Raw genomic sequence first — 25,545 nt, forward strand, 5'->3', positions numbered from 1 at the left:
ATGCTGACCGCGATCACCATCACCCAGATCTACGTCCCCGACCAGGACGCCGCGCTCGACTTCTACGTCGGCAAGCTCGGCTTCGAGGTCCAGGCCGACATGGACTTCGGCCCCATGCGCTGGCTCACCGTGAACCTGCCGGGCCAGCCCGACCGCGCCGTCCTGCTGGAGCGGCCCGGACCGCCGTCGATGAGCGAGGAGACCGCCGCGCAGGTGCGCGACGCCGTCAGCAAGGGCGTCGCCGGCGGCCACCTCTTCTTCGCCTGCGACGACGCGCACAAGACCCACGCCGAGCTCAAGGCGAAGGGCGTGGAGATCACCGAGGAGCCGGTCGACCAGCCCTACGGCATCGACTTCGGCCTGCGCGACCCGTTCGGCAACCACATCCGCATCGCCCAGGTGAAGCAGGGCTGACCCGCCCCGACCCCCTGCGTCGGAGCGTCGACGCAGCCCTGTACAGTTGTCGACGGCTCGGGGGACAGCGACCGGGCCAGGCAAGGGGCTGTGGCGCAGCTGGTAGCGCACCACACTGGCAGTGTGGGGGTCAGGGGTTCGAGTCCCCTCAGCTCCACCCCGATCGACTCAGGCCGTTCCTCCTCCGGAGGGGCGGCCTGAGTCGTCTCCGGCATCTCCCCGACGTCCCCGGCCGGTGCCGTCGGGTCCGGGGCTCTCAGCCAGGGCCAGCGCCGTCTGAGGAAGCCGACGAACTCCTCGGGTCGCTCCCAGGCGGCGAAGTGGCCACCGGCCGTGCCCTGCTCCCGGACCTGGAGCTCGAAGAGCCGCTCGGCGACCGATCGTGGGGCGTGGACGGTGTCGTGGGGGAGCACGCTGACCACCGTCGGGACGGCGATCCGCTCGAGTGGCGGGCTGGGCTTCGCGCAGGGAGCGAACGACGTCCCGATCGTCCCGGACACCCGGTAGGCGGTGGTCCAGGTGAGCAGCTGGTCGCGGGGGAAGACGGACTCGACGGCACCTGCCGCGCCCGGCGACCCCGAGGCGTCGACGCCCCGGGCCTGGCGACCGGTACGCCGTCGACCCCGGTGCCCCCGATGGGGGAGGAGGCCGCGCCCGGTCTCAAGCGGCGGGCGAGGCGGGCCGTTGACCCGTTCGTGAGAGAGCGATGTCGCGTGTGGCGGACGACTCCGTGGAGTCCGGCCGGGCGCGCTCGTGCCCTGCTGGTGGTGGCCGGCCTGGTCGTGGCCTCCACCGTCCCCCTGCTCACTCCCTCACCGGGTGAACGGCTGGCCCTGCTGACCCTGTCGCTGACCATGTTCGCGCTGGTCCTGGCGAGCACGCTGCTCCCGTGGCGACGCTGGTCGCCGTGGGCCCTGCTGTTCTTCCCCTACTCCGCGATGGCCGGCGGTGCCGCTCTCGGGTACATCGACGGCCGCTTCGGGGCGTCCTACGTCGGCCTGCACACCCTGTGCTTCATCTGGGCAGGGCTCTACGGGCGCCCGCTCGCGAGTCTGGCGCTGTTGCCCGTGGCCGTCCCGACCTGGCTCGTCGCCCTGGACGGCTGGTCGCCCATCACCGGTGTGCGGATGCTCATCAGCGTGCTGCTGTGGTTGGTGGTGGCCGAGGTCCTGGCGGCCCTCACGCGCCGGAACGACCGGGTCGTCGCGCTGCTCGAGCGGGCCGCCCGGACCGACAGCCTGACGACCGTGGGCAACCGCGCCGGCCTGCGGGAGCGGCTGTCCTCCGTGCCGGACGGCGATGCCGTGGTCATGCTCGACCTCGACCACTTCAAGGCGATCAACGACGAACTGGGACACGCCGTCGGCGACCGGATCCTCAGCGACTTCGGTGCGACGCTGCGGACCTGCGTCCGTGCCGAGGACTTCGTGGCGCGCTATGGCGGCGAGGAGTTCGTGATCATCCTGAGCGGCGCGTCCGCCACCGAACCGGCCGTCGTCACCGCACGCATCCGCCGGCAGTGGGAGCTGCTCCACCCGCTGGTCACGTTCTCCGCCGGCATCGCCCGGCACCGTGCCGACCGCCGTGTCGACGCCAGCCTGGACGCCGCCGACCGAGCGCTCTACCAGGCCAAGGAGGCCGGGCGGGACCAGGACCGGTTCGAGCGGTCACCGGAGATCGCCGGCGAACCGTCGAGCCGGGCCCTCCTCCGGGCCTGACGGTAGGACCCCCGACTCGTCTCCGGTGCCGCGGCGGAGGGCTCAGGGCTCGATCAGGCCGGTGCGGATGGCGTAGCGGGTGAGCTGGGTCCGGTCCCGGATCTCCAGCTTCTGCAGGACGTTGGCCCGGTGCCGCTCGACGGTCTTGACGCTGATCACGAGCAGGGCGGCGATCTCCTGCGAGGAGCGGCCCTCGGCGATGAGCTTGACGACCTCCGTCTCCGGGGCCGACAGGATGCTGCCGGGCAGGCGTTCCCCGCGCCGGGCCCGCTGCAGGTACTCGCGCATCAGCGCGGTCAGGGCGGCCGGGTAGATGAACGGCTCCTCGCGGACCACCGCGCGGCACGCCTCGACCAGGTCCCGGTCGGCGACCGACTTGAGCACGTACCCGGAGGCCCCGGCTCGCAGCGCCTCGAAGAAGTACTGGTCGTTGTCGTACATCGACAGCAGCAGGATCCGCGTCCCCGGGGACCGGCGGGACAGCTCCCGGGCGGCCTGGAGGCCGGTGAGCCGGGGCATGGCGACGTCGAGGACGGCGAGGTCGACGGCGTGCACGCGGGCGAGGGCGAGCGCCTCCGCGCCGTCGCCGGCCTCCGCCACGACGCTGAGGTCGGGCTCGTTGTCGAGGATGAGCCGGACGCCGCGGCGGACCAGCGCGTGGTCGTCGGCCAGCAGGATCCGGGTGGGCGCGGCGTCGGTCACCGGCGGTCCTCCGGTCCGGGCACCGGCACGAGCAGCCGCAGCTCGGTCCCGCCCTCCTGGTGGGGACCGATGGTGAGCGTGGCGGCGACGAGCACCGCCCGCTCGCGCATGCCGCGGATCCCGGCCCCCTCGCGGACGTCGCCGAGCCCGCGGCCGTCGTCGACGATCCGCAGCTGCACGGCGTCCCCGGCGAACGTCGGCGCCAGGTCCACGCACACCCGGCAGGCTCCGGCGTGCCGGGCGACGTTGGTCAGCGCCTCCTGCGCGACCCGGTAGACGACCAGCTCGGCGTCCGGGCCGAGCGGCGGGAGGTCGGGGGAGAGCCGCCGGCACACGTCCGCCCCGGTGAGCGCGGCGTGCTCGGTCACCAGCGACGTCAGCGCGCTGACCAGCCCCAGGTCGTCGAGCACACCCGGTCGCAGCCGCCGGACGACCTGCCGCACCTCGTCCAGGCCCGCCCGCGCGGTCTCCTGCGCCAGGAGGACCTCCTGCGCCAGGTCGGCCGGCGCCCGGTCGGCCACCCGCCGCAGGCCCAGGAGGACGGCGGTCAGGCTCTGCCCGACCTCGTCGTGCAGCTCCTGGGCGACCCGCCGGCGCTCGGCCTCCTGGGCGGCCAGGGCCTGCCCGCTCGCGGCGGCGCGCTCGGCCTCGAGCCGGTCGAGCATGGCGTTGAAGCTCCCGATCAGCTCCGCGACCGGGCCGCTGCCCTCCTCGGGCAGCCGCTGTCCCGGGCGGAGCAGGTCCACGCCCTCCATCAGCCGCCGGAGCCGGTCCAGCGGCCCCAGCATCGTGCGGATCAGCACGCCGTTGGCCGCCAGGATCACCGTCAACCCGACGGCGAGCACCACCGCCTCGCGGGCCAGCACCGGCGCCGAGACAGTGGCCGGGGACGCCGCCAGCACGGCCGTGCCGACGGCGAACACGGCGCCGTTGACCAGGCAGACCCGCCAGAACAGCGGCAGCCCGCGATCGGCCCCGAGCGGTGCCCCCTGTGCCATCCGCCGCTCCCACCGCCGTCGTCCGGACCCGCCGCGTCGAGCGTCGGACACTCAGGCCCCGTCGGCCAAGGACCCGTGCAGAAGATGGGGCCCAGCACCCATGCCCCCCCGTCGGCGAATGGGTGCTGGCACGGATACCGCCCCCGCCGGCCGGCCGGTGAGGATCGGGCGCGGGCCGACGGCCGGCAGGTGGGGGAGGACGTCCACGAGGGGGCCGGGTGCACCACGTCGCTGAGGCACTCCTGGCCCTCGGCGGCGCCTTCCTCGTCTGCGGGCTGGTCGCGCGGGCCGGTGTGCCGATCGGGCTGCCGACCATCCCGCTGTTCATGCTCGCCGGGGTGCTGCTGGGACCGCACACGCCCGGGTTCGTCCTGGTCGGCGACCCGGGCGAGCTCGAGCTCGTCGCCCGCCTCGGGCTGGTCTTCCTCCTCTTCTACCTCGGGCTGGAGTTCTCCCTCGGCCAGCTGACCTCGGGCGGACGGCGGCTGGCGGCGGCCGCCGGGGTCTACCTGTGCCTGAACACCGGCGGCGGGCTGGCACTGGGCTTCGCGCTGGGCTGGGGGACGGCGGAGGCCTTCATCGTCGCCGGCATCGTGGGCATCTCGTCGTCGGCGATCGTGACCAAGCTGCTCGTGGAGACCCGGCGGCTCGGCAACCCGGAGACCCGCGTCATCCTCGGGATCGTCGTCATCGAGGACCTCTTCCTCGCCCTCTACCTCGCCCTCCTCCAGCCGGTGCTGGGCGGCGCCGAGGGCCTGCTCGACGCCGTCGTCGGCACGGCCGTCGCCTTCGCGTTCCTGCTGGTCCTCTCCCTGGTGGCCCGGTACGGCACGCGGGTGGTCAGCGGGCTCATGCGGACCAAGGACGAGGAGATCGTCGTCGTCCTCGCCCTGGGACTGGCGGTCACCACGGCCGGCGCCGGCGAGCACCTGGGGGTCTCCGACGCCATCGGCGCGTTCATGATCGGCCTGATCCTGGCGTCCACCCCGGCCGCGGCGCGGTTGCGCCAGCTGACCCACCCGCTGCGCGACGGCTTCGGCGCGATCTTCTTCTTCCACTTCGGCCTGACCATCGACGTCGGGGACGTCGTGGCCGTGCTGCCGCAGATCCTCGTCGCCGTCGGGACGACGGTCCTGCTCGCCGTCGTGGCCGGCGTCGTCGCCGCCCGCCTGCACGGGCTGGACCGCACGGGAGCCGCGAACATCGGCCTGACCGTGCTCACCCGCGGCGAGTTCTCGCTGGTCCTGGCGTCGCTGGCGCTGGCGGCCGGGCTCGACCCGCGGCTCGGCTCGTTCGCCGCCGGCTACGTCCTCGTCCTCGCCGTCCTCGGCCCGATCGCGGTCTACTCCTCGCCGCGCCTGGCCGTCCTCATCCCGCGCCGCCTGGTGCCCGGTCCCGCGACGAGGGTGCGGTCCGACGGCGTGCCGCTGGACCTGGACGTGGGCACCTCGTCGCTGCACGAGCTGGGCACGGACCTCCTGCAGGTCCGCGTGCTGCCCGGGTCCCGCCTGCACGGGGTCCACGTGAACGAGCTGCGGCTGCCGGAGGGCGCGACGCCCGGGCTGCTGGCCAGGGACGGCGCGACGTTCGCCGTCGCACCGCACACCCGCCTGCAGACCGACGACGTCCTCCTGGTGTTCACCGACCCGGCCGAACGGCACGCCACCGAGAAGCGGATCCTGGCGGTGCACCGCAGCGGCCGGCTGGCGCACTGGCTGGGCGACACCGGCTCGTGAGCGGTCAGCCGGTGCGTTCCCCCGGCACCAGGTGCAGCCCGGGGCGGATCCCCGGAGGGTGCAGCAGCTCCCGGTCGGCCGGGGCGTCGTCGTCCGCCGTCCGGTCGGCGTCCAGGCGCAGGCAGAGCAGCACGACGTCGTCCTGCAGCCGCCGGCCGGCGGTCAGCTCGGCCATGACGACGTCCCGCCAGACCGCCGGGTCGTCGGCGTCGATCTCCTCGGCGACGGCCGACAGCAGGCCCATGCCGGCGTCGAGGTCGCTGTCCCGGCGCTCGACGAGGCCGTCGGAGTACCAGAGCAGCACCGAGCCGGGCGGGACGGCGAGCTCGGCCTCGGCGCGGGGCTTGTCGGTGACGGCGAGCGGGGTGGAGCGGCCGCCCTGCAGGTATCGGGCCCGGCCGTCGGTGACCAGCAGCGGGGGAGGGTGGCCCGCGCAGGCGTAGCGCAGGACGCACGTCGTGGGGTCGTACTCCCCGTAGGCGAGGGTGGCGAAGGCCGCCCCGGGGATGCTCGGGCAGGCCTCGTCCAGCGCCTCGAGCACCTGCCGCGGTCCGGCGTGCCGGCCGCCGGCGATGACCCGCAGCGCCGAGTGCAACCGGCCCATCGCGGCCGCGGCGGGCAGGTCGTGCCCGACGATGTCCCCGACGACGATGGCGGCGCGCCCGCCGGGCAGGGGGAAGACGTCGTACCAGTCGCCGCCGATGTCGTGCTCCTGGTCGGCCGGCCGGTAGCAGCCGGCGACGGCCACCCCGGGCAGGTGGTCGGGCAGCACCGGGAGGAAGGCCTGCTGCAGCTGGTGGGCGGCCTCGTGCTCCTGCTCGTAGAGCCGCGCCCGGAGGAGCGCCTGGGCCATCAGCTCGGCGAGGGTGCTCGCGACGGCGGCGACCTCGGCGTCGCCGGCGGCGTCCGAGCCGAACCCGAAGCCGAGCGCGCCGACGGTCACCTCGCCGATCCGGGCCGGCACGGCCAGCGCGCTGCGGCTGTCGTCGGGCGGTTCGCCGGCCAGGCCGGCCGGGAAGGTGGCGTGCAGCGCCGGGAACTGCGCCCGGACCTGCCGGCCGGAGCCGACGGCGACGGCGAGGAGGGCGGGGGCGTCCAGCGGGAGGTCCCGCTCCACCGGTGCGGAGTCGTCGGGCACGGTGCGCCAGGTGCGCAACCGGGAGCCGTCCGGGGTGAGGACGCCGACCACGCCCTGGTCGGCGACCAGGCCGATGCCGCGCCGGACGAGCACCTGGGCGATCGCGTCCGACGTGGCCGCGTTGGCCAGCCCCGCCGTCACCTCCTGCAGGGCCTCCACCCGGCGGCGCACCGCCCGGTCCCGCTCGGAGACGGTCCGGGCCCGCTGCCGCTCCTCGATCTCGACGGCCAGCAGCCAGGCGGTCAGGACGGCGACGGCGAGGAACAGCTGCAGGCTGGCGATCTCCAGGTTGGGGACCCCGGCCAGGATCGCCCAGGGGCCCCGGCCCGCGGCGGTCACCACGTTCGCGGCCAGGGTCACGGCCAACCCGGCGGCGGTCACCATGGGGACGCCGTACACGAACGCGTAGGCGATCAGCAGCGGGACGGTGGCGTAGCTCAGCGGCACCACCACCGGCCAGAACGCCAGCACGGTGACCCCGGCGGCCAGGGTCACCAGCAGGACCCGCCGGACCGTCGTCCCGAGCGTGGGCCAGGCGCCGTCCGTGCGCCAGGTGAGCACCGTGCCGGCCACGGTGAGGACGCCCAGGCCGTCGCCGGCCCAGAACGGGAAGAAGGCGTCGAACCAGTCCCGGCCCATCGCCAGGTGGTTGGTGGTCGCGCCGATCAGCGCACCCACGAACGGTCCGGCGAGCACACCGCAGCCGATGAACGCGCCGAGGTCGCGACGCCGCCGGAGGTCGATCCGCTGGACGAACCGGCGCAGCAGCAGGGCGCCCACCAGGGGCTCGGCGACGTTGGCCAGCACGAAGCCGGCCACCGACGGGGCGGGCAGCCCGAAGTACAGGTCGACGGCGGCCTCGACGACGGCCGCGGTGCCGAGCACCCACGGCCACCGGCGCGGTGCGGTGAGGACCAGCGCCGAGAACGTGACCCCGGCGGGCGGGAAGAACACCGCGCCGATGGCCGAGGCCTCGAAGAGCGCGAAGGACACCGCCGATCCGGCGGCGTAGGCGGTGCCCACGACGAGCACGAGCCGCCACGGAGGCTGGGGAGAGCGCTGCCGGCTCGTCATCGAGCGCTCCGCGGATCGAGACCTCGCAACGTCGTCACGGGCTCTCGTGACCGCCACATCATGGCGTGCTCCGCGGTCGCCGTCACCCCCGCTGCCGGGTGCGGTCCGTGGTCCGGCGTCGTCCCCGTGCCCGGCGTCGTCCCGGTGTCCGGCGTCGTCCCGCCTTCTTGCGGGAGCCTTGCGACGCGGCGGTGGAGGTCGTGCGGGGCGCGCCCGAGACTGGGCGTCGTCCGGCGGAGGGTCCGTCGGACGCAGACCGGGGAGTGGCAGCGTGGCGGCGTCGACCGTTGAGTGCGTGACCTGGGTGTCCTCGGCCATCGCGCTGCCCTATCCCGACCGGCGCAGCGCCCTCGTCGGCCTGCGGGCGGAGATCGACCACGAGGTCGCGCGCGGCGACGTGGGGAAGCCGGACTGGTCCACCGCGGTGCTCGTCGGGCCGGTCCCCCTGCACGAGGGCGAGGGGCAGCGGTGGTTCGACTACGTGCTGTCGGTCGCCTGCCGACGGGGCGCAGCGGCTACGGGAGACGGACCGGGATGACCGGGCCGGGCGCGTGGGCCTCCGGTGCGACGGCGGAGCGGCCCAGCCCCAGCGGGTCGGGGTCCTCGCCGCGGTCGAGGACGTAGCAGGCCGCGATGACGCCGGCGCGGTCGTCGCGGATCTTCTCGATGATCTCGTCGATCGTCTCGACGACGCAGTACCGCGCGCCGTCGGTCAGGAAGACGACGGTGTCGGGAGTCGTCTCGACGCGCTCGATGGCGTCGGGGTCGAGGCGGCAGTAGTCGCCGCTGCGGCGGATGAGGCCGATCATGGCGGTCCTCCTGCTCGGCGGGGCATCGGGTCCCGGCGGCGGTCCCTGGGTGTCGGGCAGCCTCACCTTCGGCGGGTGGGTGCTCGCCCTTGAGTCCGGTGGTGGGAGCCGCCCCCATGGGGTGAGCGTTCCCGCGGGAACGTGGGGCGGGTCGGGCTCGCGCTGTCGGCCGGCGGCCCTCCGGCTCCTACGCCGCGGCCGGGCGTTCCCGCGGGAACGCTTCAGCGCCGTGACCTGCAATATTGTCACTCCCCGCTCCTAGTCTTCGAACATGCGTACGAATGAGGGGCCTGCGCCCGCCGGAACCGACCCCGCCGGAACCGACTTGGCGGAACTGGCCCGGCGGATCACGTCCGGCGCGGTGCGGCTGGCCGCGGCCACCGCGGCGTGGCTGACGCTGGTCGCCGAGTTCGACCGCCGAGAGGGCTGGGGCGCCTACGGCATCCGCTCGTGTGCCCACTGGCTGGCGTGGCAGTGCGGCATGTCGCCGGGAACGGCGCGCGAGCACGTCCGGGTGGCCCGGGCCCTGGTCGTGCTGCCCCGGATCGGTGCCGCCTTCGCGGCCGGCCGGCTGTGCTACTCCAAGGTCCGCGCTCTGACCCGCGTCGCCGAGCCGGACACCGAGGCCGAGCTGCTGGAGTTCGCGCTGGAGGCCACCGCCTCGCAGACCGAACGCGTCGTGCGCCAGTGGCGGCGTGCGGACGCCGCCGACCGGGACCGGGTCGCCGCCAGGCGGCAGTTCGAGTACTGGTGGGACGACGACGGCATGCTCACCGTCCACCTGCGCCTGGACGCCGAGCAGGGGGCCCGGTTCCTCGCCGGGGTGGACTCGCTGGCAGAACGCGCTGCCCGGCGGGACCGCGCCCAGGCCAAGCGGGCGGCAGCCGCCGGTGCTCCGGCCGGGCCCGTCGCTGCGCCGGCCTCGACCGCGCCGGAACGCGTCGACGACACCGACGAGGTCGCCATGGCCCGTGAGCGCACCACCGTGCGCCGGTGTGCCGCACTCGCCCAGCTCGCCGACGCCGCGGCCGACGCCGACCGCCGGGCCGGTGACCCACCGCGGCGGGAGGTCGTCGTGCACGTCGACGCAGCCGTCGTCGCCGACGACGCCGCCGCGGGCCGGGCCTTCCTCGAGGGTGGCCCTGCCCTGCACGCCACGGACGTGCGCCGGATGCTGTGCGAGGCCACCGTCGTGACGATGCTCTCCGCGGGGCGGGAGCCGCTGGCCGTGGGCCGGGGTCGGCGCCTGGCGACCCGCGCCCAGCGACGCGCCCTGCTCCGGCGTGACGGCGGATGCGCCCGGCCCGGCTGCCCCGAGGTGCGGATCGAGCGGCTGCACGCCCACCACCTGCGGCACTGGATCTTCGGCGGGCGCACCGACGTGGACAACATGGTGCTGCTCTGCGACGCCGACCACGGCCTGGTCCACGACCTGGACCTGGTCATGACCCGGCGTCACGGCGAGCTGGTCGTCACCACTCCTGACGGCCGCCGGGTGTGGGGTGTCGCCGATGCCGCGTTCGACGCCGGCCTGGCGGGTCTGTCGGACCCGTCCGGGCTGTCCCGTCCGTTGCGTGTGCCGGCCGAGCCTGGCCCGGCCGCACCGGAGGGCGCTCGGCGTTCCGGCGGTGCGGGCGCCGCGGAACGGTTCGTCGGGATCCACCCGATCGACCAGCAGGCCGGACGCCGCCCGCAGACTGCACCCGCCCGCCTCCGTGGCGTCGAGGGGCCCGGCTCACCTGGTCCGGACGAGCCCCCCGCGGCAGCCGGCGGCAGCGCGACGGTGACCGAGCTGCTCTTCCCCGACGGTGCGCCCGACCTGCCCGACGCGCTGCGCGTCAACGGCGAGCGGATCGACCTCGGCTACGTGGTCAGCGTCCTCATGGGACACCGCGACTTCGTCCGCCGGCTCGCAGCGGAGGCCGACGCGGCGGCGTGAGGACGACGGTGGGGTCGCGTTCCCGCGGGAACCCGACGGCAGCAGCCGGTGGGGTCCCGGAAGTGCGGCCCGGACCGGGTCGGGGGCGGTCGCGGCCGAAGGGAGCTGACCCGGGCGGTTCACCGAGAGGATGCTGACCATGCCCGTTCCGTCGGAGGTGAGCAGACCGTGACCGCACCGTCGGAACGGATGACCTGGGCCGCGGAGGTGGTCGCCGCCGAGCCGGGGGAGCGGGTGCTCGAGGTGGGCTGCGGGCCCGGCGCCCTCGTCGCGCTGCTCGCCGACCGCGGGGCCGAGGTGGTCGGGATCGACCGGTCGGCGGCCGTGGTCGCCTCGGCCGTCCGGCGCAACCGCGTCGCGGTCGAGGCCGGCCGGGTCCAGCTGCTGACCGCACCACTGGTCGACGCCGACCTCGGCCGCAGGGGGTCCTTCGACGTCGTGGTCGCGTTCGACGTCCGGGCCTTCTGGGACTCCGGCGCCGCGGCGACCTGGGCCGTCGTCGACCGCGCGCTGGCCACTCCGGGACGGGTCGTCGTGGCCTTCTCGGTCATGCGGCCGGGTGCCGAGGTCGCCGTCGTGGACGCGGTCGCCGAGCACGCCGCCCGGCGGGGCCTCGTGGTCGACGGCGTCTCCCGGCGTCCCGCCACGCCGATCGGGTCGGTCGCCGTCCGGTTGCTGCGGCGCGTCAGCGCGGGCTGAGCGAAGGCTCCCGCGTCGCCAGGCGGGACGCCTGCCCGAGCGGGGAGCCCCGGCCCGTACGGGCCCTCCTCCCTTCGGGGGAGCCCTGGCCCCATCGCTCAAGGCACCCGCAGGCACCGCCGATCACCCGCTCAGGTGACGGGAGCTCCGTCGCCGGGTCCCACCAGCGCGAGCGGATGGAGGAAGGTCGTGACCGAGCAGTCCGTGCTCGTCGTGGAGGACACCGAGGAGATCCGGGAACTGGTCTGCACGGTCCTGCGCCGCGCGGGGATGGACGTCCGTGCGGTCGCGTCCGGAGCCGAGGCGCTGGCCGAGGTCCGGCGCGCGGCGCCCGACGTCGTCGTCCTGGATCTGGGCCTCCCCGACGCGGACGGCACCGAGGTGTGCCGGCAGATCCGCGCCGAGAGCGAGTGCTACGTCCTCATGCTCACCGCGCGCGCCGAGGAGGTAGACCTGCTGATCGGCCTGGCCGTCGGCGCCGACGGGTACATGGCCAAGCCGTTCTCCCCGCGCGAGCTGGTCGCCCGCGTGCAGGCGATGCTGCGCCGGCCGCGCGTGCCGGCACCGCGCCCGGCGCCGGTCGAGGAGTCCGTCCTCCGCCTCGCCGAGCTCGAGGTGGACGAGGACAGCCGCGAGGTCCGGGTGGACGGCGCCGTCGTCGACCTGACCCGCACCGAGTTCGACCTGCTCGCCGCCCTCGCCTCCCGACCCGGCCGCGTGCTGCAGCGGGAGACGCTGCTGCGCGAGGTCTGGCAGACCGACTGGGAGGGCAGCGTCCGCCTGGTCGAGGCGCACATGTCCAACCTCCGCCGCAAGCTGCAGGCGGCCGGCCTCAGCTCGCCGGAGATCCGCACCGTCCGCGGGGTGGGCTACCGGCTGGTGGCGTAACCCGTCCTCCGACACGACAGCGGGCCCGGACCTCACCTGAGGTCCGGGCCCGTCGTGTGTCTGCGGTCAGCAGGTGACGACGTTGCTCAGTTCCGAGTTCGCCGTCCAGCCGTAGCTGGTGAGCGTCACCATCGCCAGGCGTGCCTGCAGGTCCACCACGCTGGCGTCGTAGTGCCCGGTCACGGTCGTCGCCGCGGGGCCGGCGTCCTCGAGGGGGTAGACCCAGCCGTTGTTGAGGATCGCGGCCAGCCGGTACCCGGTGACGCCGGGCGTCGCGCTGGGCTTCCACCTGCCGGTGGCGTAGAGGTCGGTGTTCTTGATCGTCCGGGTGGTCGTGTACTCGGTGCTGCTCGTCCACGTCGTCGTCGTGGTGTCGCTCTCGACGTTGCTCTTGCTGGTGGCCGTGGTCCGGGTCTCGCTGTAGCTGGTCCGGGTGGTGTACCCGGTGTACGGGTCCACCCGGTAGGTCTGCTTGATCACGGTCGTCGTCGTGGTGCACGAGGGGTCCACGCGGACGTTGGTCGGCGGCTGCACGGTCCGCGTGCCCAGCGTCGTCGTCACCGCGGTGCTGTCGGCGTACAGGGCCTGGGCCGGCAGTGACGCGCCGACGATCACGGCGACGATGAGGACGAGGAGGACGACAGTGCGGCGGACGGCGCTCACGGCCCCTCCCTCTCTGTCCGGTGCGGGACTCGGTGTCCCGGCGGTCAGGGACGACTCTGCTGTCCGGACCGCACGCGCCGCGCGAGGGAACCGCAAGAGTTCCGCAAGGCCGCGGCTGCGCCGCCCGGTTCAGCAGGTGAGCGTCTTGGAGAGGGCCGAGCTCGCCGTCCATCCGTAGGTGGTCACCGTGTCGATGGTCAGCTGGAGGTTGGTGGACAGGTAGTCGGCGTCGGCGTTGGCGCTCATCGAGGTGGCGTTGGCCGACTGGGCGAAGGTGAAGACGTCCCCGTTGCCGAGGTGGGCGACCATCTGATAGCCGCTGACGTTCGCCGAGGTGCTCGGCTTCCAGCTGGCGGTCGCGTAGAGCTCGGTGTTCTTCGACGTCGTGGTGATCGTGTACTCGTTCCAGCCCGGGCCGTCGGTGCGCGTCGTCGCGGTGCTGTCCACGTTCGTCCTGCTGGTCTGCGTGGTGGTGCTCTGGCTGTAGCCGGTCTGCGTGGACCCGCCCCAGTAGTTGGAGGTGTAGGTCCGCCGGGTCACCACGGTGGTGGTCAGGCAGGAGGTGTCGACCTTGACGCTGGTGGGCGGCTGCACGGTCAGCGTCCCGAGGCTCATCGCCGGCGCGGCGGCGGTGTCGGCGAAGAGGGCCTGGGCCGGCAGCGAGGCGCCGACGACGACGGCGACGGTGAGGACGAGCAGGACCAGGGTGCGGCGGACGGTGGTCACGCGTCGTCCTCCTCGTCGTGGGCGGGGTGCCAGATGGTGAGCAGGAGCCAGCCGGCGAGGAGGGCGGGGGCGCCGTAGACGAGGGCGTGGCTGATCCAGGGGGTGCGCAGGGCGGTGAGCAGGTGGCCGAGTTCGGGGATGACGGCCTGGACCTGGTAGGCGGTGTCGCCCTGGAGGACGGCGGTCCAGGGGTCGGGGGCCTCGTTGGCGTCGCCCTGGGTCTGGACGGTGACGGTGCCGTCGGGGGCGTGGGTGACGTCGGTGACGCGGTGGGTGACGACGCGGTGGTCGTCGATGGGGATGTGGTAGCTGATGATCATGCCCTCGGTGACGTCGGAGACGGCGAGGGGGGTGCTGATGACGACGTCGCCGGGGTCGATGGCCGGGGCCATGGAGCCGGTGAGCATGGTCATGGTGCGGTAGCCGAGCACGTGCGGGCCGATGGCCAGGCCGGCGAAGGCCACGACCGCCACCAGGACCAGCAGCCGGACCAGCCAGCGGCCGGCGAAGGCGGCCACCGGGGCGAGCACGCGGAGGGCGGGCCGGGCCACCGGGGGCAGCGGGCGGGCTGCCCCCGGCACGGCGAGGGGGAGGACGGCGGTCATGGCGGGGCTCTCCGGTCAGCTCGGCGGGACGGCGGTCGGTCGGGTCAGCGCGCGGTGCCGTTGCGCTGCACGCCGGTGAAGGTCAGCGAGAGCGTGTTGCTCAGGCCCTGGAACTGGTTGCCCGCCCCCGTGGGCAGGGAGATGCTCAGGACCAGCTGGTCGGTGCTGCCCGGGGTCAGGCTGGCCGGGCTCTGCAGGGCCTCGTCGGCGCGCAGGACGCCACCCGGGGTGAGGACGTTGCGCGCGGTGCCGCCCGAGCAGGAATAGGTCGGCGCGGTCGAGCTGCCGCCCTGGACCCAGCTCCCGGAGCACGCCTGCAGCGACAGCTGGAGGCCGTTGGTCTTGTCGGTGGTGAGCACGTTGGACGTGCTGGACGTGACCTTCAGCGACACCGAGGACAGCGCCGAGGTGCCGTCGTTCTTGAGGGCCACCAGGCGGTTGACGGAGTCGCCCGGGATGAGGTCGGAGATTGTTGCCGGGATCGCGGTGGCCGGCTGGGTCAGGTCGATCGACACCGTGCCCGTGGCCACCTGCGTCGACACCGGGGTGGTGGAGTCGGTGAAGGTACCGAAGGTGCCCAGGCCGGCGACGGCGGCGGCGGCGCCGATCACGCCGAGGGAACCGACGACCTTGCGGGCGGTGGTGGCGCGGGTCTTGCGGGTCATGGCTGTCGTCTCCTGCTTCCGGCCGGGGCGGGGTGTCCCGGCGACAGGAACGACTCTGGAGGCCGAACCGCAGGCACCCCGCCCGCTTTCCGCAAGAGAGGCGCAAGGCTCCCGCGAGGTCAGGGCGGGAGCCTCGGGCGGTGGTGGGCCGGCGGGCTGCGGGCTGCTCAGGCGCCGGCGACCGAGCGGAGCTCGACGACGAGGTCGTGGGCGAGGACGCCCCGGCGGGCGTCGCGGGCGATCGCCCGGCAGACCGCGGCGACCTCCGGGTGGCCGAGCTGGGCGCTGGTCCCGGCGAGCGTCGTCGACACCTGGGCGAGGGCCGGTGCGTCCCCGGCCCGGGCGCGGTCGGCGATGGCGGTCAGCCGGTCGGGCAGGGCGCTGACGTAGAGCTCCTGCAGCCGGTCCATCACGGCGGCGTCCACGTCCTCGTCGTGCAGGTCGCCGACCTCGGTGACCGGCTGCGGCGCCGCGGCCCGGTCACGGAGCAGGTCCAGCAGGATCTCGGCGCCCACGGGCTTGGGCAGGCAGGCCACGGCCCCGGCGGCGAGCGCGGCGGCCCGCTCCTCCGCGGGGGAGTCGCCGGCGACGACCAGCAGGTGTGCCCGGCTGCCCGCCACGCGCAGGCGGCGGAGCAGGGCGGGGCCCTCGCCGGCCGGGGCCGGCAGGTCGGTGACGACCAGGTCCAGGTCCAGGCGGCGGGCCAGGGTGAGGGCCTCGCGGGTGCCGGGAGCCTCGGAGACGTCCCAGCCGGTCACCCGCAGCAGGCCGGCGACCCGGGCGCGGTCGGTGGCGTCGGCGTCGACCACCAGGGCGGTCGGCCGACGGTGCGGCGAGCTCACGCGTCGTCCTCCTCGTCGCGGGCGGGGTGCCAGATGGTGAGCAGGAGCCAGCCGGCGAGGAGGGCGGGGGCGCCGTAGACGAGGGCGTGGCTGATCCAGGGGGTGCGCAGGGTGGTGAGCAGGTGGCCGAGTTCGGGGATGACGGCCTGGACCTGGTAGGCGGTGTCGCCCTGGAGGACGGCGGTCCAGGGGTCGGGGGCCTCGTTGGCGTCGCCCTGGGTCTGGACGGTGACGGTGCCGTCGGGGGCGTGGGTGACGTCGGTGACGCGGTGGGTGACGACGCGGTGGTCGTCGATGGGGATGTGGTAGCTGATGATCATGCCCTCGGTGACGTCGGAGACGGCGAGGGGGGTGCTGATGACGACGTCGCCGGGGTCGATGGCCGGGGCCATGGAGCCGGTGAGCATGGTCATGGTGCGGTAGCCGAGCACGTGCGGGCCGATGGCCAGGCCGGCGAAGGCCACGACCGCCACCAGGACCAGGGCCCGCACGGACCAGCGGGACACGAACCCCACGGCGGGGCGCAGCCGACCCAGGGTGCGGGCGGCGTCCTCGGCCGGGGACAGCGGGCGGGCTGCCCCCGGCACGGCGAGGGGGAGGACGGCGGTCATGGCGGGGCTCTCCGGTCAGCTCGGCGGGACGGCGGTCGGTCGGGTCAGCGCGCGGTGCCGCCGCGCTGCACGCCGGTGAACGTGAGGCTCAGCGTGCTGCTCTTGGCGGCGAACGCGTTGTCGGCCGTGGTCGGCAGCGAGACGGTGAAGACCAGGTTGTCGACCTTGCCGGGGGTCAGGCTGGCGGGGGTGTCGAGCGTGCGGTTGCTGACCGCCGGCCCCGTGCCCAGCGAACGCTGAGTCCCCGAGCAGGTGTAGGTCGGCGCGTCGGCGGTGCCGCCCTGCGTCCAGGCGACCGAGCACGACTTCAGCTCCAGCTGCAGGCCGTTGACGATGTCGGTGGTGAGCACCGTCGAGGTGGACGAGGTCACGCCCAGGGTGACCGAGGACAGCGGTGCGGTCCCGTCGTTGGACAGGGTGACCGCGCGGGACATGGTGTCCCCGGGCACGAAGTTGGCCGTGGTGGCCGGGATGGCGGCGGCCGGCTGGGCCAGGTTGACGTCCACGGTGCCGGTGGTGACCTGGGTCGAGATCGGGGTGGTGGAGTCGGTGAAGGTACCGAAGGTGCCCAGGCCGGCGACGGCGGCGGCGGCGCCGATCACGCCGAGGGAACCGACGACCTTGCGGGCGGTGGTGGTGCGGGCCTTGCTGCTCATGTCCTGCGTCTCCTGTCGTGGGGACCGGAACGGGTTGTTCCGGCGACAGGGACGACTCTGGAGGCCGAACCGCAGGCCCCCCGCCCGTCATCCGCAAGAGAGCCGCAAGCCTCCCGCGGGATCGCATCCCGGGGAGGCTCGCGAGGGGCGGGGAGGAGGGGGCCCGTCTAGCGCGGCAGGGTGAGCGTGAAGGTCGTGCCCTGCCCCTCGACGCTGGCCACTTCGAGCGTGCCGCCGTGCGCGGTGGTGATCGCCTTGGTGATCGCCAGGCCCAGTCCGACGCCGGGGACCGCGGCCCGCCGGGCGGTGGAGGCGCGGAAGAAGCGGGCGAACAGCTGTGCCTGCTCGCCGGCCGGGATGCCGATGCCGGTGTCGCTGATCGACAGCCGGGCGACGGGGACGGCGTCCGGCCGCGGGTCGCTGCCGACCTCGCCGTCCGCCGTCCGCCAGGCCTCGCGCAGCGTGAGGGTGACCCGGCCGCCGCGCGGGGTGAACTTCACCGCGTTGGAGACCAGGTTGTCGCAGGCCTGGCCGAGCCGGACGGCGTCCCCGCGGACGACCAGGCCGCCCTCGGGCGCGTCCACCACCACGTCGACGTCGGCGCCCGCCGCGGTGACCCGGGCGGTCTCCTCCGCGGCGCGGACGACGGCGGCGAGGTCGACGTCCTCGGGCTGCAGGCTGAACCGGCCGGCGTCGACCTGGGCGGTGAACAGCAGGTCGCCGACCAGCCGCAGCAGGCGCTGGGCGTTGCGCTCCACCGTGGTCAGGTACTGCCGCTGCTCGTCGGTGAGCGGCTGGTCGGGGTCGTCGAGGACCAGCTCCAGGTAGCCGAGGATCGAGCTCAGCGGCGTGCGCAGCTCGTGGCTGATGAGGCTCACGAACTGGTCCTTCATGCGCTCGGTGGCGCGGACCTCGGTCATGTCCGTGCCGACGAAGTTCCAGCCGGCGTGCGCGCCGGTGTCGTCGGTGCGCGGGGTGACCGCCACGGAGACGGTGAGCTCCTCACCGGCGGCGGTCAGGTACGTCCAGTCGCGGACGTCGCTGCCCTGCTGCTGCGCGGTGCGCACCAGCGCGGCCAGCCCACCACCGGCCTCGGCGAGCTCCTCGGGGAGGTGGAACTCGGTGATCCGGCGCCGCCGGACGACGGCGGCCCGGGGGAGGCCCAGCATCCGCTCGGCCCCGGGGTTCCAGACCCGGACGACGCCGTCCACGTCGGTGCCGATGATCGACTGCTCGGTGACCGCGTCGATGACGCTGGTCATCGTCTGCGCCCGCGCCTGCAGCATCCGCGTGGCGACCTCGAGCTCCCCGTCGCGGGTCTGCATCCGGGTGGTCAGGGCCGCGTTCTCCGCGCGCAGGCGCTCGACCTCGGCCTGCAGCGAACGGACGTCGGCGGGCGGCCGTGACGCCTCGGCGGTGGTCATGCGGGCGCTCCGGCGGTCAGGTCCCGGATGCGGGCCACCAGCCCGGCGACCGAGAAGGGCTTGGCGAGGTAGGCGTCGGCGCCGGCGGCCAGCCCGCGGGCGACGTCGTCGGGGGAGGCGCCGGCCGACAGCAGCAGCACCGGGACCGCGGCGGTGCCCGGCTCGGCGCGCAGCGCGGCGCAGACCTCCAGCCCGCTGGCGCCGGGCATCGACACGTCGAGGACGGCGAGGTCCGGGGACTCCGCCCGCACGGCGGTCAGCGCGGCGGTCCCGTCGGCCACGTCGGCGACCACGGTCCCCCCGGCCCGGCGGACGGCCAGGCACACGAGCGCGCGGATGTCGTCCTCGTCGTCGGCCACCAGCACGCGCGGGGCTGCGGTCGGCACGGGCGGGCTCCCTCGCATCCGGCGTCCCGGCGGCTCCGGGCGGTCGTTCCTTCCCGGACGACGTCGGCCTGCCGCAGCCGGTCCTGCAGAGCCCGCGGCCGGCTGCTCACCCCATCAGGGGACCCGAACGCACCGCGCCCCGCCGGGAGATCCCGGCGGGGCGCGGTGGTGGTGGAGCGACGAGTGCCTAGCTGGACGTGTGGCTCTGCACCGTCTGCCGTGACTCCTGGGCCTGGCCCTGGACGTCCTGGGCCGCGGACTGGCCCTCCTCCTTGACCGTCTGGGCGGCGTCCTGCGCGGTGGACTTGACCTCCTGGACGGCCTGCTGCGCGGCCGGCTGGAGCTCCTCCTTGATCTCCTGCGCGACCTGCTTGGCCGGGGCCAGCAGCGCGTCCTTGTTCTCGCGCACCGCGGTCTCGGCCTGCTGTGCCAGCTGCCGCTCCTTCTCGGTGGCGGGCATCAGGCTGGAGACCAGCCAGCCCACACCGAAGGCGATCAGCCCGGCGGCCAGCGGGTTGCCCTGCGTCTGCCGGACGATGGTGTCCGGCGCCTGCTGCACGGCGGTCGCCGCCGAGGAGGCGGCGTCCTGCACGGACTCGGCGGCGCTGCTCGCCTTGTCCTGGATGGTGCCGGCCGCGTTCTGCGCGTGGTACGAGGCCGTCGAGCGGGTGTCGTGCGCGGTGCCCATCACGGAGCTGCGGGCGTTCTGGGCGCTCCCCATCACTCTCTCCTTCGCGCGGGTGATGCGGCCCTTGGCCGCGGTGACCCGCCGGTCCACCACCCGGGCGGGGTTGACCTTCTCGTTGAGGGCGTCGACGTCGTAGCTCAGCTCACGCTGGGTGGCCTCGATCTGCCGACGGATGGCTTCCGGGTCGTTGCTGGTGGTCATGTCCAACTCCGATGTCTGAGAGGGGCCGGGTCAGTTGGGCTTGAGCGCGCCGGGCACCTGCTGGAGGGTGTCGACGGTGCGCTCGGGCTTCGGGTTCACGCGCTTGAGCTGCTTGCGGCCCATCACGAAGGTGACCGCCGCGATGACGCCCCAGATGACCGCCACGATCAGCGCGGCCAGCCCGGCGTCCATCACGTTCTCCAGCGCCCACCACAGGGCGATGGAGAGGAACAGCAGCACCATGTAGCCGGCGAACCCGGCCGCGCCCATGAGGCCCGCGCCCTTGCCGGCCTTGCTCGCCTCGGCCTTGACCTCGGCCTTGGCCAGCTCGAGCTCCTGGCGCATCAGCGTGGAGAGGTCCTTGGCGACCTCGCCCATCAGCTGGCCGACCGAGGTGCCCTCGACGTCCGGACGCCCCTCGGCGGTGGTGGGGGTGCCCATGGCGCCGCTGTGCGCCCCGTAGGTCTGCGCCTGCTCAGGGGAGACGGTGTAGTTGCCCTGGCCGTACCCGCCTTGCGGGTAGTTCTGCTGCGACGGGTCCTGGTAGCCCTGCGGCGACCCGACCGGCGACGCGCCGGAGTAGGGAGTCGTCATCGGTCAGACCCCCCGACCGGGCTGGCGGGCCGGGTCGTCCCAGCCGGACGTCGTCGTCGGCGGGACGGCGGCACCCTCGGGCGGCACCGTGCCGTACGGCGGCGGCGGGACCGGCGTGGTGCCCGTCGTCGGGGCGCCGCTGTAGCCGGCCCCCTCGCCGTAGCCGGTGGTCTCGGTGTACCCGGTCGTCGTGTCGGCGTAGCCGGAGTAGGCCGGCGCCGGGTCGACGTAGTTGGTCTGCGTGTAGCTCACCGTGGCCGCCCGGTGCTGGCCCGTCGCGGACCCCGAGTCGCTGTGGGCGGCCTTGACCCCGCTGGTCAGCCGGCCGGCGACGACGCCGGCGAGGGCGGCGCCGAGCAGGAAGGTGCCCGGCTTGCGGCGGGCGAAGGAGCGGATCTCGTCGAGCAGGTCGGCGGGCTCGCGGTTCTGCAGCCAGCTCGCGAACTCCTCGACCTTCGCGGTGCCCTGCTCCACCAGGTCACGGGCGGGCCCGGACGGTGCGCCGGTGCCGTCGACCATCCCGCGCAGCTGCGAGGCGATGCCCTGCAGGCCCTGAGCGGCCTTCTGCTGCGAGTTGACGGCCTGCTGGCGCACCTGGGAACGGCCCTGGTCCAGCAGGTTCTGCGCCTGCTGCTTGGTCTCGTAGGCGACCTCCTTGGCCTGGTCGGCGGCGGTCGAGGCGACCTGGCTGCCGGCCTGCGCGGCGGTCTGCCCGACGTTGCGGGCCTCGTCCTTCGCGACGTCGGTGGTGGAGGGGGAGTCGGAGGTGTACGTCGTGGTCGTCGTGCCGTACGTCGTCGTACCGGTCGTGGTCGTCCCGGTGGCCGCCGACCCGGCGGTCGCGCCGGATCCGGTGGGCGGGGGCGGCGGGAGCGGGGTGTCCATGGAGTGCGTCATGGTTCCTCCTCGGCGTGCGTCGTGGTCGGTGCAGGCGCTACCCAGATCGCGATCACCCACACATCCGCTGGACGGTCGTCGCCCAGGCGAATGTGCAGGTAGACCAGGCGCCGGCCCACCCTCGGAGGGTGGGCCGGGTCGCGCGGTGCTCGACCGCCGGACGCTTCCTCGCATCCCGGCGGAGCGGCGTCGGCGTGGCCGTGGCCCCCGGATCCCGGGTCCGGAGGCGCACGGTCGGGTCGTGCTCACCGCGTCTAGGTGGCGCCGTGTCGCGGTGCAGCGGATACCCGCAGGTGGGCCGACGAAACTGTGCCGTCCGGTCCGTGCGCCCCCCGGGCGCCTTCCGCGGACTAAGGTGAGGCAGTCCTTACCTCCGATCCCAGGAGCCTCCATGGCCGAGCAGGCCCCGCGCCGTCCGCGCACCCCCCGGCTGGCCACGGTGCTGCGCACCGCTCGGCCCACCCCGCACCTGGTGCGCCTCGTCCTCGGTGGGGAGGGGCTGGCCGGCTTCGCACCCGCGCACGCCGACAGCTACGTGAAGCTGGTGCTGCCGCCCGCCGGTGCGCCCTACGCGGCACCGTTCGACGTGGAGGCGGTCAAGGCCACCCACCCGCAGGAGCTCTGGCCGTGCCTGCGGACCTACACCGTGCGCGCGTGGGACGCCGCGACCGGCGAGCTCACCCTCGACGTCGTCGTGCACGGGGACGAGGGGGTGGCCGGCCCCTGGGCGGTGGCCGCGCGCCCCGGGGACACCGTGCAGCTGCTGGGTCCCGGCGGGGCCTACAGCCCCAGCCCGGACGCCGACTGGCACCTGCTCGTCGGTGACGAGACCGCGCTGCCGGCCATCGCCGCCGCGCTGGAGCGGCTGCCCGCGGGGGCGGCGGCGCGGGCGTTCGTCGAGGTGGCCGACCCCGCCGAGGAGCAGGACCTCGCCGTCGCGCCCGGTGTGGAGCTGGTGTGGGTGCACCGTGCCGGCCCGCCCGGGGTGGCGCTGGTCGCCGCCGTCCTGGCCACCGAGCTCCCGGCCGGCACCGTGCACGCGTTCGTGCACGGGGAGGCCGGGTTCGTCCGCGACCTGCGCCGGTTCCTGCGCGCCGAGCGCCTGGTACCCCGGGAGCTGCTGTCGGTGTCGGGCTACTGGCGGCTGGGGCGCACCGACGAGGGGTGGCGCGCGGAGAAGGCGGAGTGGAACGCGGCGGTGGAGGCCGAGGAGCAGTCCCTCGCCGTCGGCTGAGAGCGAGGGGTCCCGGTCTCAGCCGGTCCAGGGGAAGCGCGGGGAGCGGCGCTCGGCGAACGCGGAGACGCCCTCGGCGAGCTCGCCGGTCGTGATCGTCTCGCGGTACCAGCGGCCGGCGACGGCCCGGCCGTCCCCGCCGGCGGTCAGGTCGGCGACGATCTCCTTGACCGCGCGCTGGGTCAGCGCCGAGCGGGCGGCGAGCACCTCGGCGAGGGCGAACACCTCCCGCTCGAGGTCCTCGGCGGCCACCAGCCGGTCGACCAGGCCGGTGCGCAGCGCCGTCGGCGCGTCGATCAGCTCCCCGCTGAACAGCAGGTACTTGGTCGTGCCGGGCCCGACCAGGTCGAGCAGCGCCGCGGTCGACTCGGGCGTGTAGACGATGCCGACCCGGGCCGGGGTCACCCCGAACACCCCGGTCGGGTCGGTGAACCGCAGGTCGCAGCAGGTGGCCAGCTCCACGCCGCCGCCGATGCAGTGGCCGCGGATCATGGCGATCGTCGGCTTGGGGAACTCGCGCAGCGCGGTCTGCGCGGCGAGGTTGTCCGCCCGCAGCGCCGCCATCGGGTCCTCGGCGTCCGGGCCGCCGAGGAGGTCGGCGATGTCGGCGCCCGCGCAGAAGCTCGGCCCCTCTCCGGTGACGACCAGGACGCGCACGGCCGGGTCGCCGGCCGGCCCGGCCAGCACCTCCGGCAGCGCCGCCCACATGCCGGCGGTGAGCGAGTTGCGCTTCTCGGGCCGGTCGATGGTCAGGACGGCGACCGCGCCGTCGGTCTCCACCCGCAGGTGGCCCCTCTGCAGGGTCCCGCCGTGAGCTTGCGAGGGGCGGGGGGCGGAGGGGTCCTTTTCCATCAGCCCAGGTCGTCGGTGGCGAAGGTGTCGCACTGCGCCGGGTCGCCGGTCTGGTACCCGGTGGTGAACCAGCGCTGCCGCTGCTCCGACGAGCCGTGGGTGAACGCGTCCTGGTCGACGGTGCCGCCGCCGAGGTTGCGCTGGATGAAGTCGTCGCCGATGCGGGCAGCGGCGTCCAGCGCTCGGTCGACGTCGTCCTGGGTGATCTCGGCGATCAGCGGCTGGCCGGACTCGTCGGGCACCGTCTCGGCGTGGTTGGCCCAGCTGCCCGCGTAGCAGTCGGCCTGCAGCTCCAGCCGCACCGTCCCGCTCTCCGGGCCGGTCTCACCCGGGGTCACCTGCTGGTTGGTGCCGAGCAGGTTCTGCACGTGGTGGCCGTACTCGTGGGCGATGACGTAGGCGTTGACGAACAACCCGCCCTCGGCGCCGAACTGCTGCTGCAGCGTGTCGAAGAACGACAGGTCGATGTAGACCAGCCGGTCGCCCGGGCAGTAGAAGGGGCCCGAGCCGCTGGTCGCGCCGCCGCAGCTGGTCTGCACCGAGCCCTGGAAGAACACCGTCTTCGTGGGCTGGTACCGGTCGCCGAGCACGCCGGACCAGTAGTCCTGGATCGACTCGATGTCGGCGACGACCGCGCAGTCGACCGACTCGTTGGCGTCGGCCCCCGTCCGGCACTGCTGCTCGAGCTGGCCGTTGTCGGCGGTCTGCCCCTCGGCGAGGCCGCCCAGCTGGCCGAGGGCCGCGCCGGTGCCGCCCCCGCTGCCGCCGCCGAGCAGCTGGAACAGGACGAGGACCACGACGCCGACCAGGCCCAGCCCGCCGCCGCCGACCGCCAGGCCCTTGCCGCCGCCCAACCCGCCGCCGCGCCGGTCCTGCACGCCGGACGTGTCGAGGTCGGCGCCCTCGCTGTACCTCATCGCGCACATCCCTCCCGGTCGTGGGCACGCCGAGACGGTGCCGACCCCGACGGCGGTGCCCCGAGCGGACCCCGGTCATGCGCGCTCGGCGGCCTCCCCGCCGGTCGGGGTCCGGCTGGGCTGATCGCGCGGCTGGTCGCGGAGGAACAGGTACCAGTAGGACGTCGCGACGAAGACCACCGCGCCGACCAGGTTCCCCACGCCGGCCAGCACCCAGTTGAGCAGCACGTCGCCCCAGCCGATGTCCGGGACGCCGGCCCACATCGCCGCCGGCAGGAAGAACATGTTGGCGACGACGTGGTCGAAGCCCATGGCGACGAACGCCATGACCGGCAGGAAGACCGCCAGCACCTTTCCCGACACCGACTGCGCGGCCAGCGACATCCAGACCGCCAGGCACACCAGCCAGTTGCAGCCCACGCCGCGCAGGAAGACCTGCCACGGGGACTCGTGCAGGGCCTTGGCCTCGGCGATCGCGGCCAGCCGGTCGTGGGTCAGCGCGGCGTTGCCCGAGGAGCCGGGCGTGCCGATGACCCCGGTCTGGACGGCGAGGAAGTACGCCACGAACAGCGCGCCCAGCAGGTTGCCCAGCAGCACCAGGGTCAGGTTCTTGGCCACGTCGCTGCCGCTGAGCCGGCCGTGCATCGCGCCCAGCGGGACCAGCATCATGTTCCCGGTCGCGAGGTCGGAGCCGGCGACGATGACCAGGACCAGCCCGAGGGTGAAGGCCGCGCCCATGAACAGGGTGGGCAGCGTGCCCCAGGTGCCCGGGTCCAGGCCGGAGGAGACGGTGATCGCCACGAGCGCGCCGAAGGCGATGTAGGCACCCCCGAGGAAGGCGCTGACGAGCACGCGGTCCCACGTCCGGTGGACCTTCTTCGCCCCGGTCTCGCTGGCGACCTGGGCCATCTCGGGCGGTTGGCGGTCGGACATCGCGCCTCCACGCGGCAGCGGGCCTCGGTGTCCGGACGCTAGCGCCCGGCGGCCGACCCGGCTCGTCGACGGTGCGAGAGGGTGACCACCTCCAGGTGCCGATCTAGGGTCGGCCGACACCCTCGACACAGCCGGGAGAGCACATGGCCGTCTCCAACCGCGTCCGCAGCGCCCTCACCACGACGGTGCTCGCGACCGCGGCGACCGGGTTCCTCGCCGGGTGCGGGACGGACGACGACGACGAGCAGGTCGCCTACTGCACGAACGAGGACGGCGAGATCGTCGACGACGACTACTGCGACGACGGCTACCGCGGTCCCGGCGCAGGACTGTTCTTCCTCTACCTGGGCGGCTTCCGCCCCGGGCTGCCGGTCGGCACCGTGCTGCCCGCCGGCGGCACCCGGATCAGCCCCACCGACTCCGCCGCGCGCCAGCGGGCCGGCCTGCCGGCCACCGGCAAGGTGTCCGGCGGCACCCGCGTGACCGGGGGCATCGGGTCGGGCACGGGCGGCCGCGTCGGCACGGCCGGCGGCTGA

Annotated in this window: 28 protein-coding genes and 1 tRNA gene; 10 read left to right on the forward strand and 19 right to left on the reverse strand. The window is 74.5% G+C overall.

Annotated elements, in window-relative coordinates:
* The 3 genes from ACI789_RS12995 to ACI789_RS13005 all read left to right on the forward strand — a co-directional run bounded on the left by ACI789_RS12995 (position 1) and on the right by ACI789_RS13005 (position 2,132).
* A complete protein-coding gene (locus ACI789_RS12995) occupies positions 1-414 on the forward strand; it encodes a VOC family protein (RefSeq protein ID WP_457009591.1) in 414 nt (137 codons plus the stop codon).
* Between the two features lie 84 nt (positions 415-498).
* Positions 499-571, forward strand: a tRNA-Ala gene (locus ACI789_RS13000).
* A gap of 610 nt (positions 572-1,181) precedes the next feature.
* Positions 1,182-2,132, forward strand: a complete 951-nt coding sequence (locus ACI789_RS13005) for a GGDEF domain-containing protein (protein ID WP_457009593.1) — start codon at positions 1,182-1,184, stop codon at positions 2,130-2,132.
* 42 nt (positions 2,133-2,174) lie between these two features.
* Here ACI789_RS13005 and ACI789_RS13010 read toward each other — a convergent pair whose 3' ends face one another.
* Positions 2,175-2,834 carry a response regulator gene (locus ACI789_RS13010; RefSeq protein ID WP_457009595.1) on the reverse strand — a complete coding sequence of 220 codons (660 nt, stop codon included), beginning with the start codon at positions 2,832-2,834 and terminating at the stop codon, positions 2,175-2,177.
* On the reverse strand, positions 2,831-3,832 hold the full coding sequence (locus ACI789_RS13015; RefSeq protein WP_457009597.1) for a HAMP domain-containing sensor histidine kinase: 1,002 nt from the start codon (positions 3,830-3,832) through the stop codon (positions 2,831-2,833). Before ACI789_RS13015 ends, ACI789_RS13010 begins: the two co-directional genes overlap by 4 nt.
* Before the next feature lie 218 nt (positions 3,833-4,050).
* On the opposite strand from ACI789_RS13015, the gene ACI789_RS13020 reads away from it, so the two are divergent.
* Positions 4,051-5,568, forward strand: a complete 1,518-nt coding sequence (locus ACI789_RS13020; RefSeq protein WP_457009599.1) for a cation:proton antiporter domain-containing protein — start codon at positions 4,051-4,053, stop codon at positions 5,566-5,568.
* 4 nt (positions 5,569-5,572) lie between these two features.
* On the opposite strand, the gene ACI789_RS13025 is transcribed toward ACI789_RS13020, so the two are convergent.
* On the reverse strand, positions 5,573-7,780 hold the full coding sequence (locus ACI789_RS13025) for a SpoIIE family protein phosphatase (protein WP_457009601.1): 2,208 nt from the start codon (positions 7,778-7,780) through the stop codon (positions 5,573-5,575).
* Between the two features lie 295 nt (positions 7,781-8,075).
* On the opposite strand from ACI789_RS13025, the gene ACI789_RS13030 reads away from it, so the two are divergent.
* Positions 8,076-8,318 (forward strand): hypothetical protein, encoded by a 243-nt coding sequence (locus ACI789_RS13030; protein ID WP_457009603.1) that lies wholly within the window; start codon positions 8,076-8,078, stop codon positions 8,316-8,318.
* Here ACI789_RS13030 and ACI789_RS13035 read toward each other — a convergent pair.
* A complete protein-coding gene (locus ACI789_RS13035; RefSeq protein ID WP_457009605.1) occupies positions 8,296-8,589 on the reverse strand; it encodes a flagellar FlbD family protein in 294 nt (97 codons plus the stop codon). The genes ACI789_RS13030 and ACI789_RS13035 overlap by 23 nt on opposite strands.
* 325 nt (positions 8,590-8,914) lie before the next feature.
* Between ACI789_RS13035 and ACI789_RS13040 the strand changes: the two genes are divergently transcribed.
* From ACI789_RS13040 to ACI789_RS13050, 3 genes are all read left to right on the forward strand, one after another.
* Positions 8,915-10,528 carry a DUF222 domain-containing protein gene (locus ACI789_RS13040; protein ID WP_457009607.1) on the forward strand — a complete coding sequence of 538 codons (1,614 nt, stop codon included), beginning with the start codon at positions 8,915-8,917 and terminating at the stop codon, positions 10,526-10,528.
* A 48-nt stretch (positions 10,529-10,576) separates the two neighbouring features.
* Positions 10,577-11,227: an SAM-dependent methyltransferase gene (locus ACI789_RS13045; protein ID WP_457009609.1), complete on the forward strand. Its 651-nt coding sequence runs from the start codon at positions 10,577-10,579 to the stop codon at positions 11,225-11,227.
* Between the two features lie 189 nt (positions 11,228-11,416).
* On the forward strand, positions 11,417-12,115 hold the full coding sequence (locus tag ACI789_RS13050) for a response regulator (RefSeq protein WP_457009611.1): 699 nt from the start codon (positions 11,417-11,419) through the stop codon (positions 12,113-12,115).
* 66 nt (positions 12,116-12,181) lie between these two features.
* Here the strand turns inward: ACI789_RS13050 and ACI789_RS13055 are convergent, their stop codons facing one another.
* The 12 genes from ACI789_RS13055 to ACI789_RS13110 all read right to left on the reverse strand — a co-directional run bounded on the left by ACI789_RS13055 (position 12,182) and on the right by ACI789_RS13110 (position 21,073).
* Complete coding sequence (locus ACI789_RS13055; protein WP_457009613.1) at positions 12,182-12,778, reverse strand: hypothetical protein; 597 nt, start codon at positions 12,776-12,778, stop codon at positions 12,182-12,184.
* 129 nt (positions 12,779-12,907) lie between these two features.
* Positions 12,908-13,504: a hypothetical protein gene (locus ACI789_RS13060; RefSeq protein WP_457009615.1), complete on the reverse strand. Its 597-nt coding sequence runs from the start codon at positions 13,502-13,504 to the stop codon at positions 12,908-12,910.
* On the reverse strand, positions 13,501-14,109 hold the full coding sequence (locus tag ACI789_RS13065) for a signal peptidase I (RefSeq protein ID WP_457009617.1): 609 nt from the start codon (positions 14,107-14,109) through the stop codon (positions 13,501-13,503). The genes ACI789_RS13060 and ACI789_RS13065 overlap by 4 nt, the downstream gene beginning before the upstream one ends.
* Before the next feature lie 44 nt (positions 14,110-14,153).
* Positions 14,154-14,774, reverse strand: coding sequence for a TasA family protein (locus ACI789_RS13070; protein ID WP_457009619.1), 621 nt, complete (start codon positions 14,772-14,774; stop codon positions 14,154-14,156).
* A gap of 167 nt (positions 14,775-14,941) precedes the next feature.
* Positions 14,942-15,616 (reverse strand): response regulator, encoded by a 675-nt coding sequence (locus ACI789_RS13075; protein ID WP_457009621.1) that lies wholly within the window; start codon positions 15,614-15,616, stop codon positions 14,942-14,944.
* A complete protein-coding gene (locus tag ACI789_RS13080) occupies positions 15,613-16,227 on the reverse strand; it encodes a signal peptidase I (protein WP_457009623.1) in 615 nt (204 codons plus the stop codon). Before ACI789_RS13080 ends, ACI789_RS13075 begins: the two co-directional genes overlap by 4 nt.
* Before the next feature lie 44 nt (positions 16,228-16,271).
* Complete coding sequence (locus ACI789_RS13085) at positions 16,272-16,883, reverse strand: TasA family protein (protein WP_457009625.1); 612 nt, start codon at positions 16,881-16,883, stop codon at positions 16,272-16,274.
* A gap of 167 nt (positions 16,884-17,050) precedes the next feature.
* The gene (locus tag ACI789_RS13090) at positions 17,051-18,307 is read right to left on the reverse strand and encodes a sensor histidine kinase (protein WP_457009627.1); all 1,257 of its coding nucleotides are present in this window, start codon (positions 18,305-18,307) and stop codon (positions 17,051-17,053) included.
* A complete protein-coding gene (locus ACI789_RS13095) occupies positions 18,304-18,693 on the reverse strand; it encodes a response regulator transcription factor (protein ID WP_457009629.1) in 390 nt (129 codons plus the stop codon). The genes ACI789_RS13090 and ACI789_RS13095 overlap by 4 nt, the downstream gene beginning before the upstream one ends.
* A gap of 187 nt (positions 18,694-18,880) precedes the next feature.
* The gene (locus ACI789_RS13100) at positions 18,881-19,582 is read right to left on the reverse strand and encodes a DUF3618 domain-containing protein (protein WP_457009631.1); all 702 of its coding nucleotides are present in this window, start codon (positions 19,580-19,582) and stop codon (positions 18,881-18,883) included.
* Positions 19,583-19,612: 30 nt separating this feature from the next.
* Complete coding sequence (locus ACI789_RS13105; protein WP_457009633.1) at positions 19,613-20,176, reverse strand: phage holin family protein; 564 nt, start codon at positions 20,174-20,176, stop codon at positions 19,613-19,615.
* Positions 20,177-20,179: 3 nt separating this feature from the next.
* Positions 20,180-21,073, reverse strand: a complete 894-nt coding sequence (locus ACI789_RS13110; RefSeq protein ID WP_457009635.1) for a hypothetical protein — start codon at positions 21,071-21,073, stop codon at positions 20,180-20,182.
* A 391-nt stretch (positions 21,074-21,464) separates the two neighbouring features.
* On the opposite strand from ACI789_RS13110, the gene ACI789_RS13115 reads away from it, so the two are divergent.
* On the forward strand, positions 21,465-22,307 hold the full coding sequence (locus ACI789_RS13115; RefSeq protein ID WP_457009637.1) for a siderophore-interacting protein: 843 nt from the start codon (positions 21,465-21,467) through the stop codon (positions 22,305-22,307).
* An 18-nt stretch (positions 22,308-22,325) separates the two neighbouring features.
* Here ACI789_RS13115 and ACI789_RS13120 read toward each other — a convergent pair whose 3' ends face one another.
* The 3 genes from ACI789_RS13120 to ACI789_RS13130 all read right to left on the reverse strand — a co-directional run bounded on the left by ACI789_RS13120 (position 22,326) and on the right by ACI789_RS13130 (position 25,009).
* Positions 22,326-23,087: an enoyl-CoA hydratase/isomerase family protein gene (locus tag ACI789_RS13120; RefSeq protein ID WP_457009639.1), complete on the reverse strand. Its 762-nt coding sequence runs from the start codon at positions 23,085-23,087 to the stop codon at positions 22,326-22,328.
* 71 nt (positions 23,088-23,158) lie between these two features.
* Positions 23,159-24,076, reverse strand: a complete 918-nt coding sequence (ypfJ, locus tag ACI789_RS13125; RefSeq protein ID WP_457009641.1) for a KPN_02809 family neutral zinc metallopeptidase — start codon at positions 24,074-24,076, stop codon at positions 23,159-23,161.
* A 75-nt stretch (positions 24,077-24,151) separates the two neighbouring features.
* The gene (locus tag ACI789_RS13130) at positions 24,152-25,009 is read right to left on the reverse strand and encodes a formate/nitrite transporter family protein (RefSeq protein WP_457009642.1); all 858 of its coding nucleotides are present in this window, start codon (positions 25,007-25,009) and stop codon (positions 24,152-24,154) included.
* A gap of 143 nt (positions 25,010-25,152) precedes the next feature.
* On the opposite strand from ACI789_RS13130, the gene ACI789_RS13135 reads away from it, so the two are divergent.
* Positions 25,153-25,545: a hypothetical protein gene (locus ACI789_RS13135; RefSeq protein ID WP_457009643.1), complete on the forward strand. Its 393-nt coding sequence runs from the start codon at positions 25,153-25,155 to the stop codon at positions 25,543-25,545.

The organism is Geodermatophilus sp. SYSU D00965 (assembly GCF_054050075.1).

Coding starts and splice junctions, on each gene's coding strand:
- ACI789_RS13080 (WP_457009623.1), bottom strand. CDS start 16,227: ATGACCGCCGTCCTCCCCCTCGCCGTGCCGGGGGCAGCCCGCCCGCTG.
- ACI789_RS13065 (WP_457009617.1), bottom strand. CDS start 14,109: ATGACCGCCGTCCTCCCCCTCGCCGTGCCGGGGGCAGCCCGCCCGCTG.
- ACI789_RS13035 (WP_457009605.1), bottom strand. CDS start 8,589: ATGATCGGCCTCATCCGCCGCAGCGGCGACTACTGCCGCCTCGACCCC.
- ACI789_RS13115 (WP_457009637.1), top strand. CDS start 21,465: ATGGCCGAGCAGGCCCCGCGCCGTCCGCGCACCCCCCGGCTGGCCACG.
- ACI789_RS13100 (WP_457009631.1), bottom strand. CDS start 19,582: ATGACCACCAGCAACGACCCGGAAGCCATCCGTCGGCAGATCGAGGCC.
- ACI789_RS13085 (WP_457009625.1), bottom strand. CDS start 16,883: ATGAGCAGCAAGGCCCGCACCACCACCGCCCGCAAGGTCGTCGGTTCC.
- ACI789_RS13130 (WP_457009642.1), bottom strand. CDS start 25,009: ATGTCCGACCGCCAACCGCCCGAGATGGCCCAGGTCGCCAGCGAGACC.
- ACI789_RS12995 (WP_457009591.1), top strand. CDS start 1: ATGCTGACCGCGATCACCATCACCCAGATCTACGTCCCCGACCAGGAC.
- ACI789_RS13070 (WP_457009619.1), bottom strand. CDS start 14,774: ATGACCCGCAAGACCCGCGCCACCACCGCCCGCAAGGTCGTCGGTTCC.
- ACI789_RS13015 (WP_457009597.1), bottom strand. CDS start 3,832: ATGGCACAGGGGGCACCGCTCGGGGCCGATCGCGGGCTGCCGCTGTTC.
- ACI789_RS13135 (WP_457009643.1), top strand. CDS start 25,153: ATGGCCGTCTCCAACCGCGTCCGCAGCGCCCTCACCACGACGGTGCTC.
- ACI789_RS13090 (WP_457009627.1), bottom strand. CDS start 18,307: ATGACCACCGCCGAGGCGTCACGGCCGCCCGCCGACGTCCGTTCGCTG.
- ACI789_RS13025 (WP_457009601.1), bottom strand. CDS start 7,780: ATGACGAGCCGGCAGCGCTCTCCCCAGCCTCCGTGGCGGCTCGTGCTC.
- ACI789_RS13110 (WP_457009635.1), bottom strand. CDS start 21,073: ATGACGCACTCCATGGACACCCCGCTCCCGCCGCCCCCGCCCACCGGA.
- ACI789_RS13105 (WP_457009633.1), bottom strand. CDS start 20,176: ATGACGACTCCCTACTCCGGCGCGTCGCCGGTCGGGTCGCCGCAGGGC.
- ypfJ (WP_457009641.1), bottom strand. CDS start 24,076: ATGAGGTACAGCGAGGGCGCCGACCTCGACACGTCCGGCGTGCAGGAC.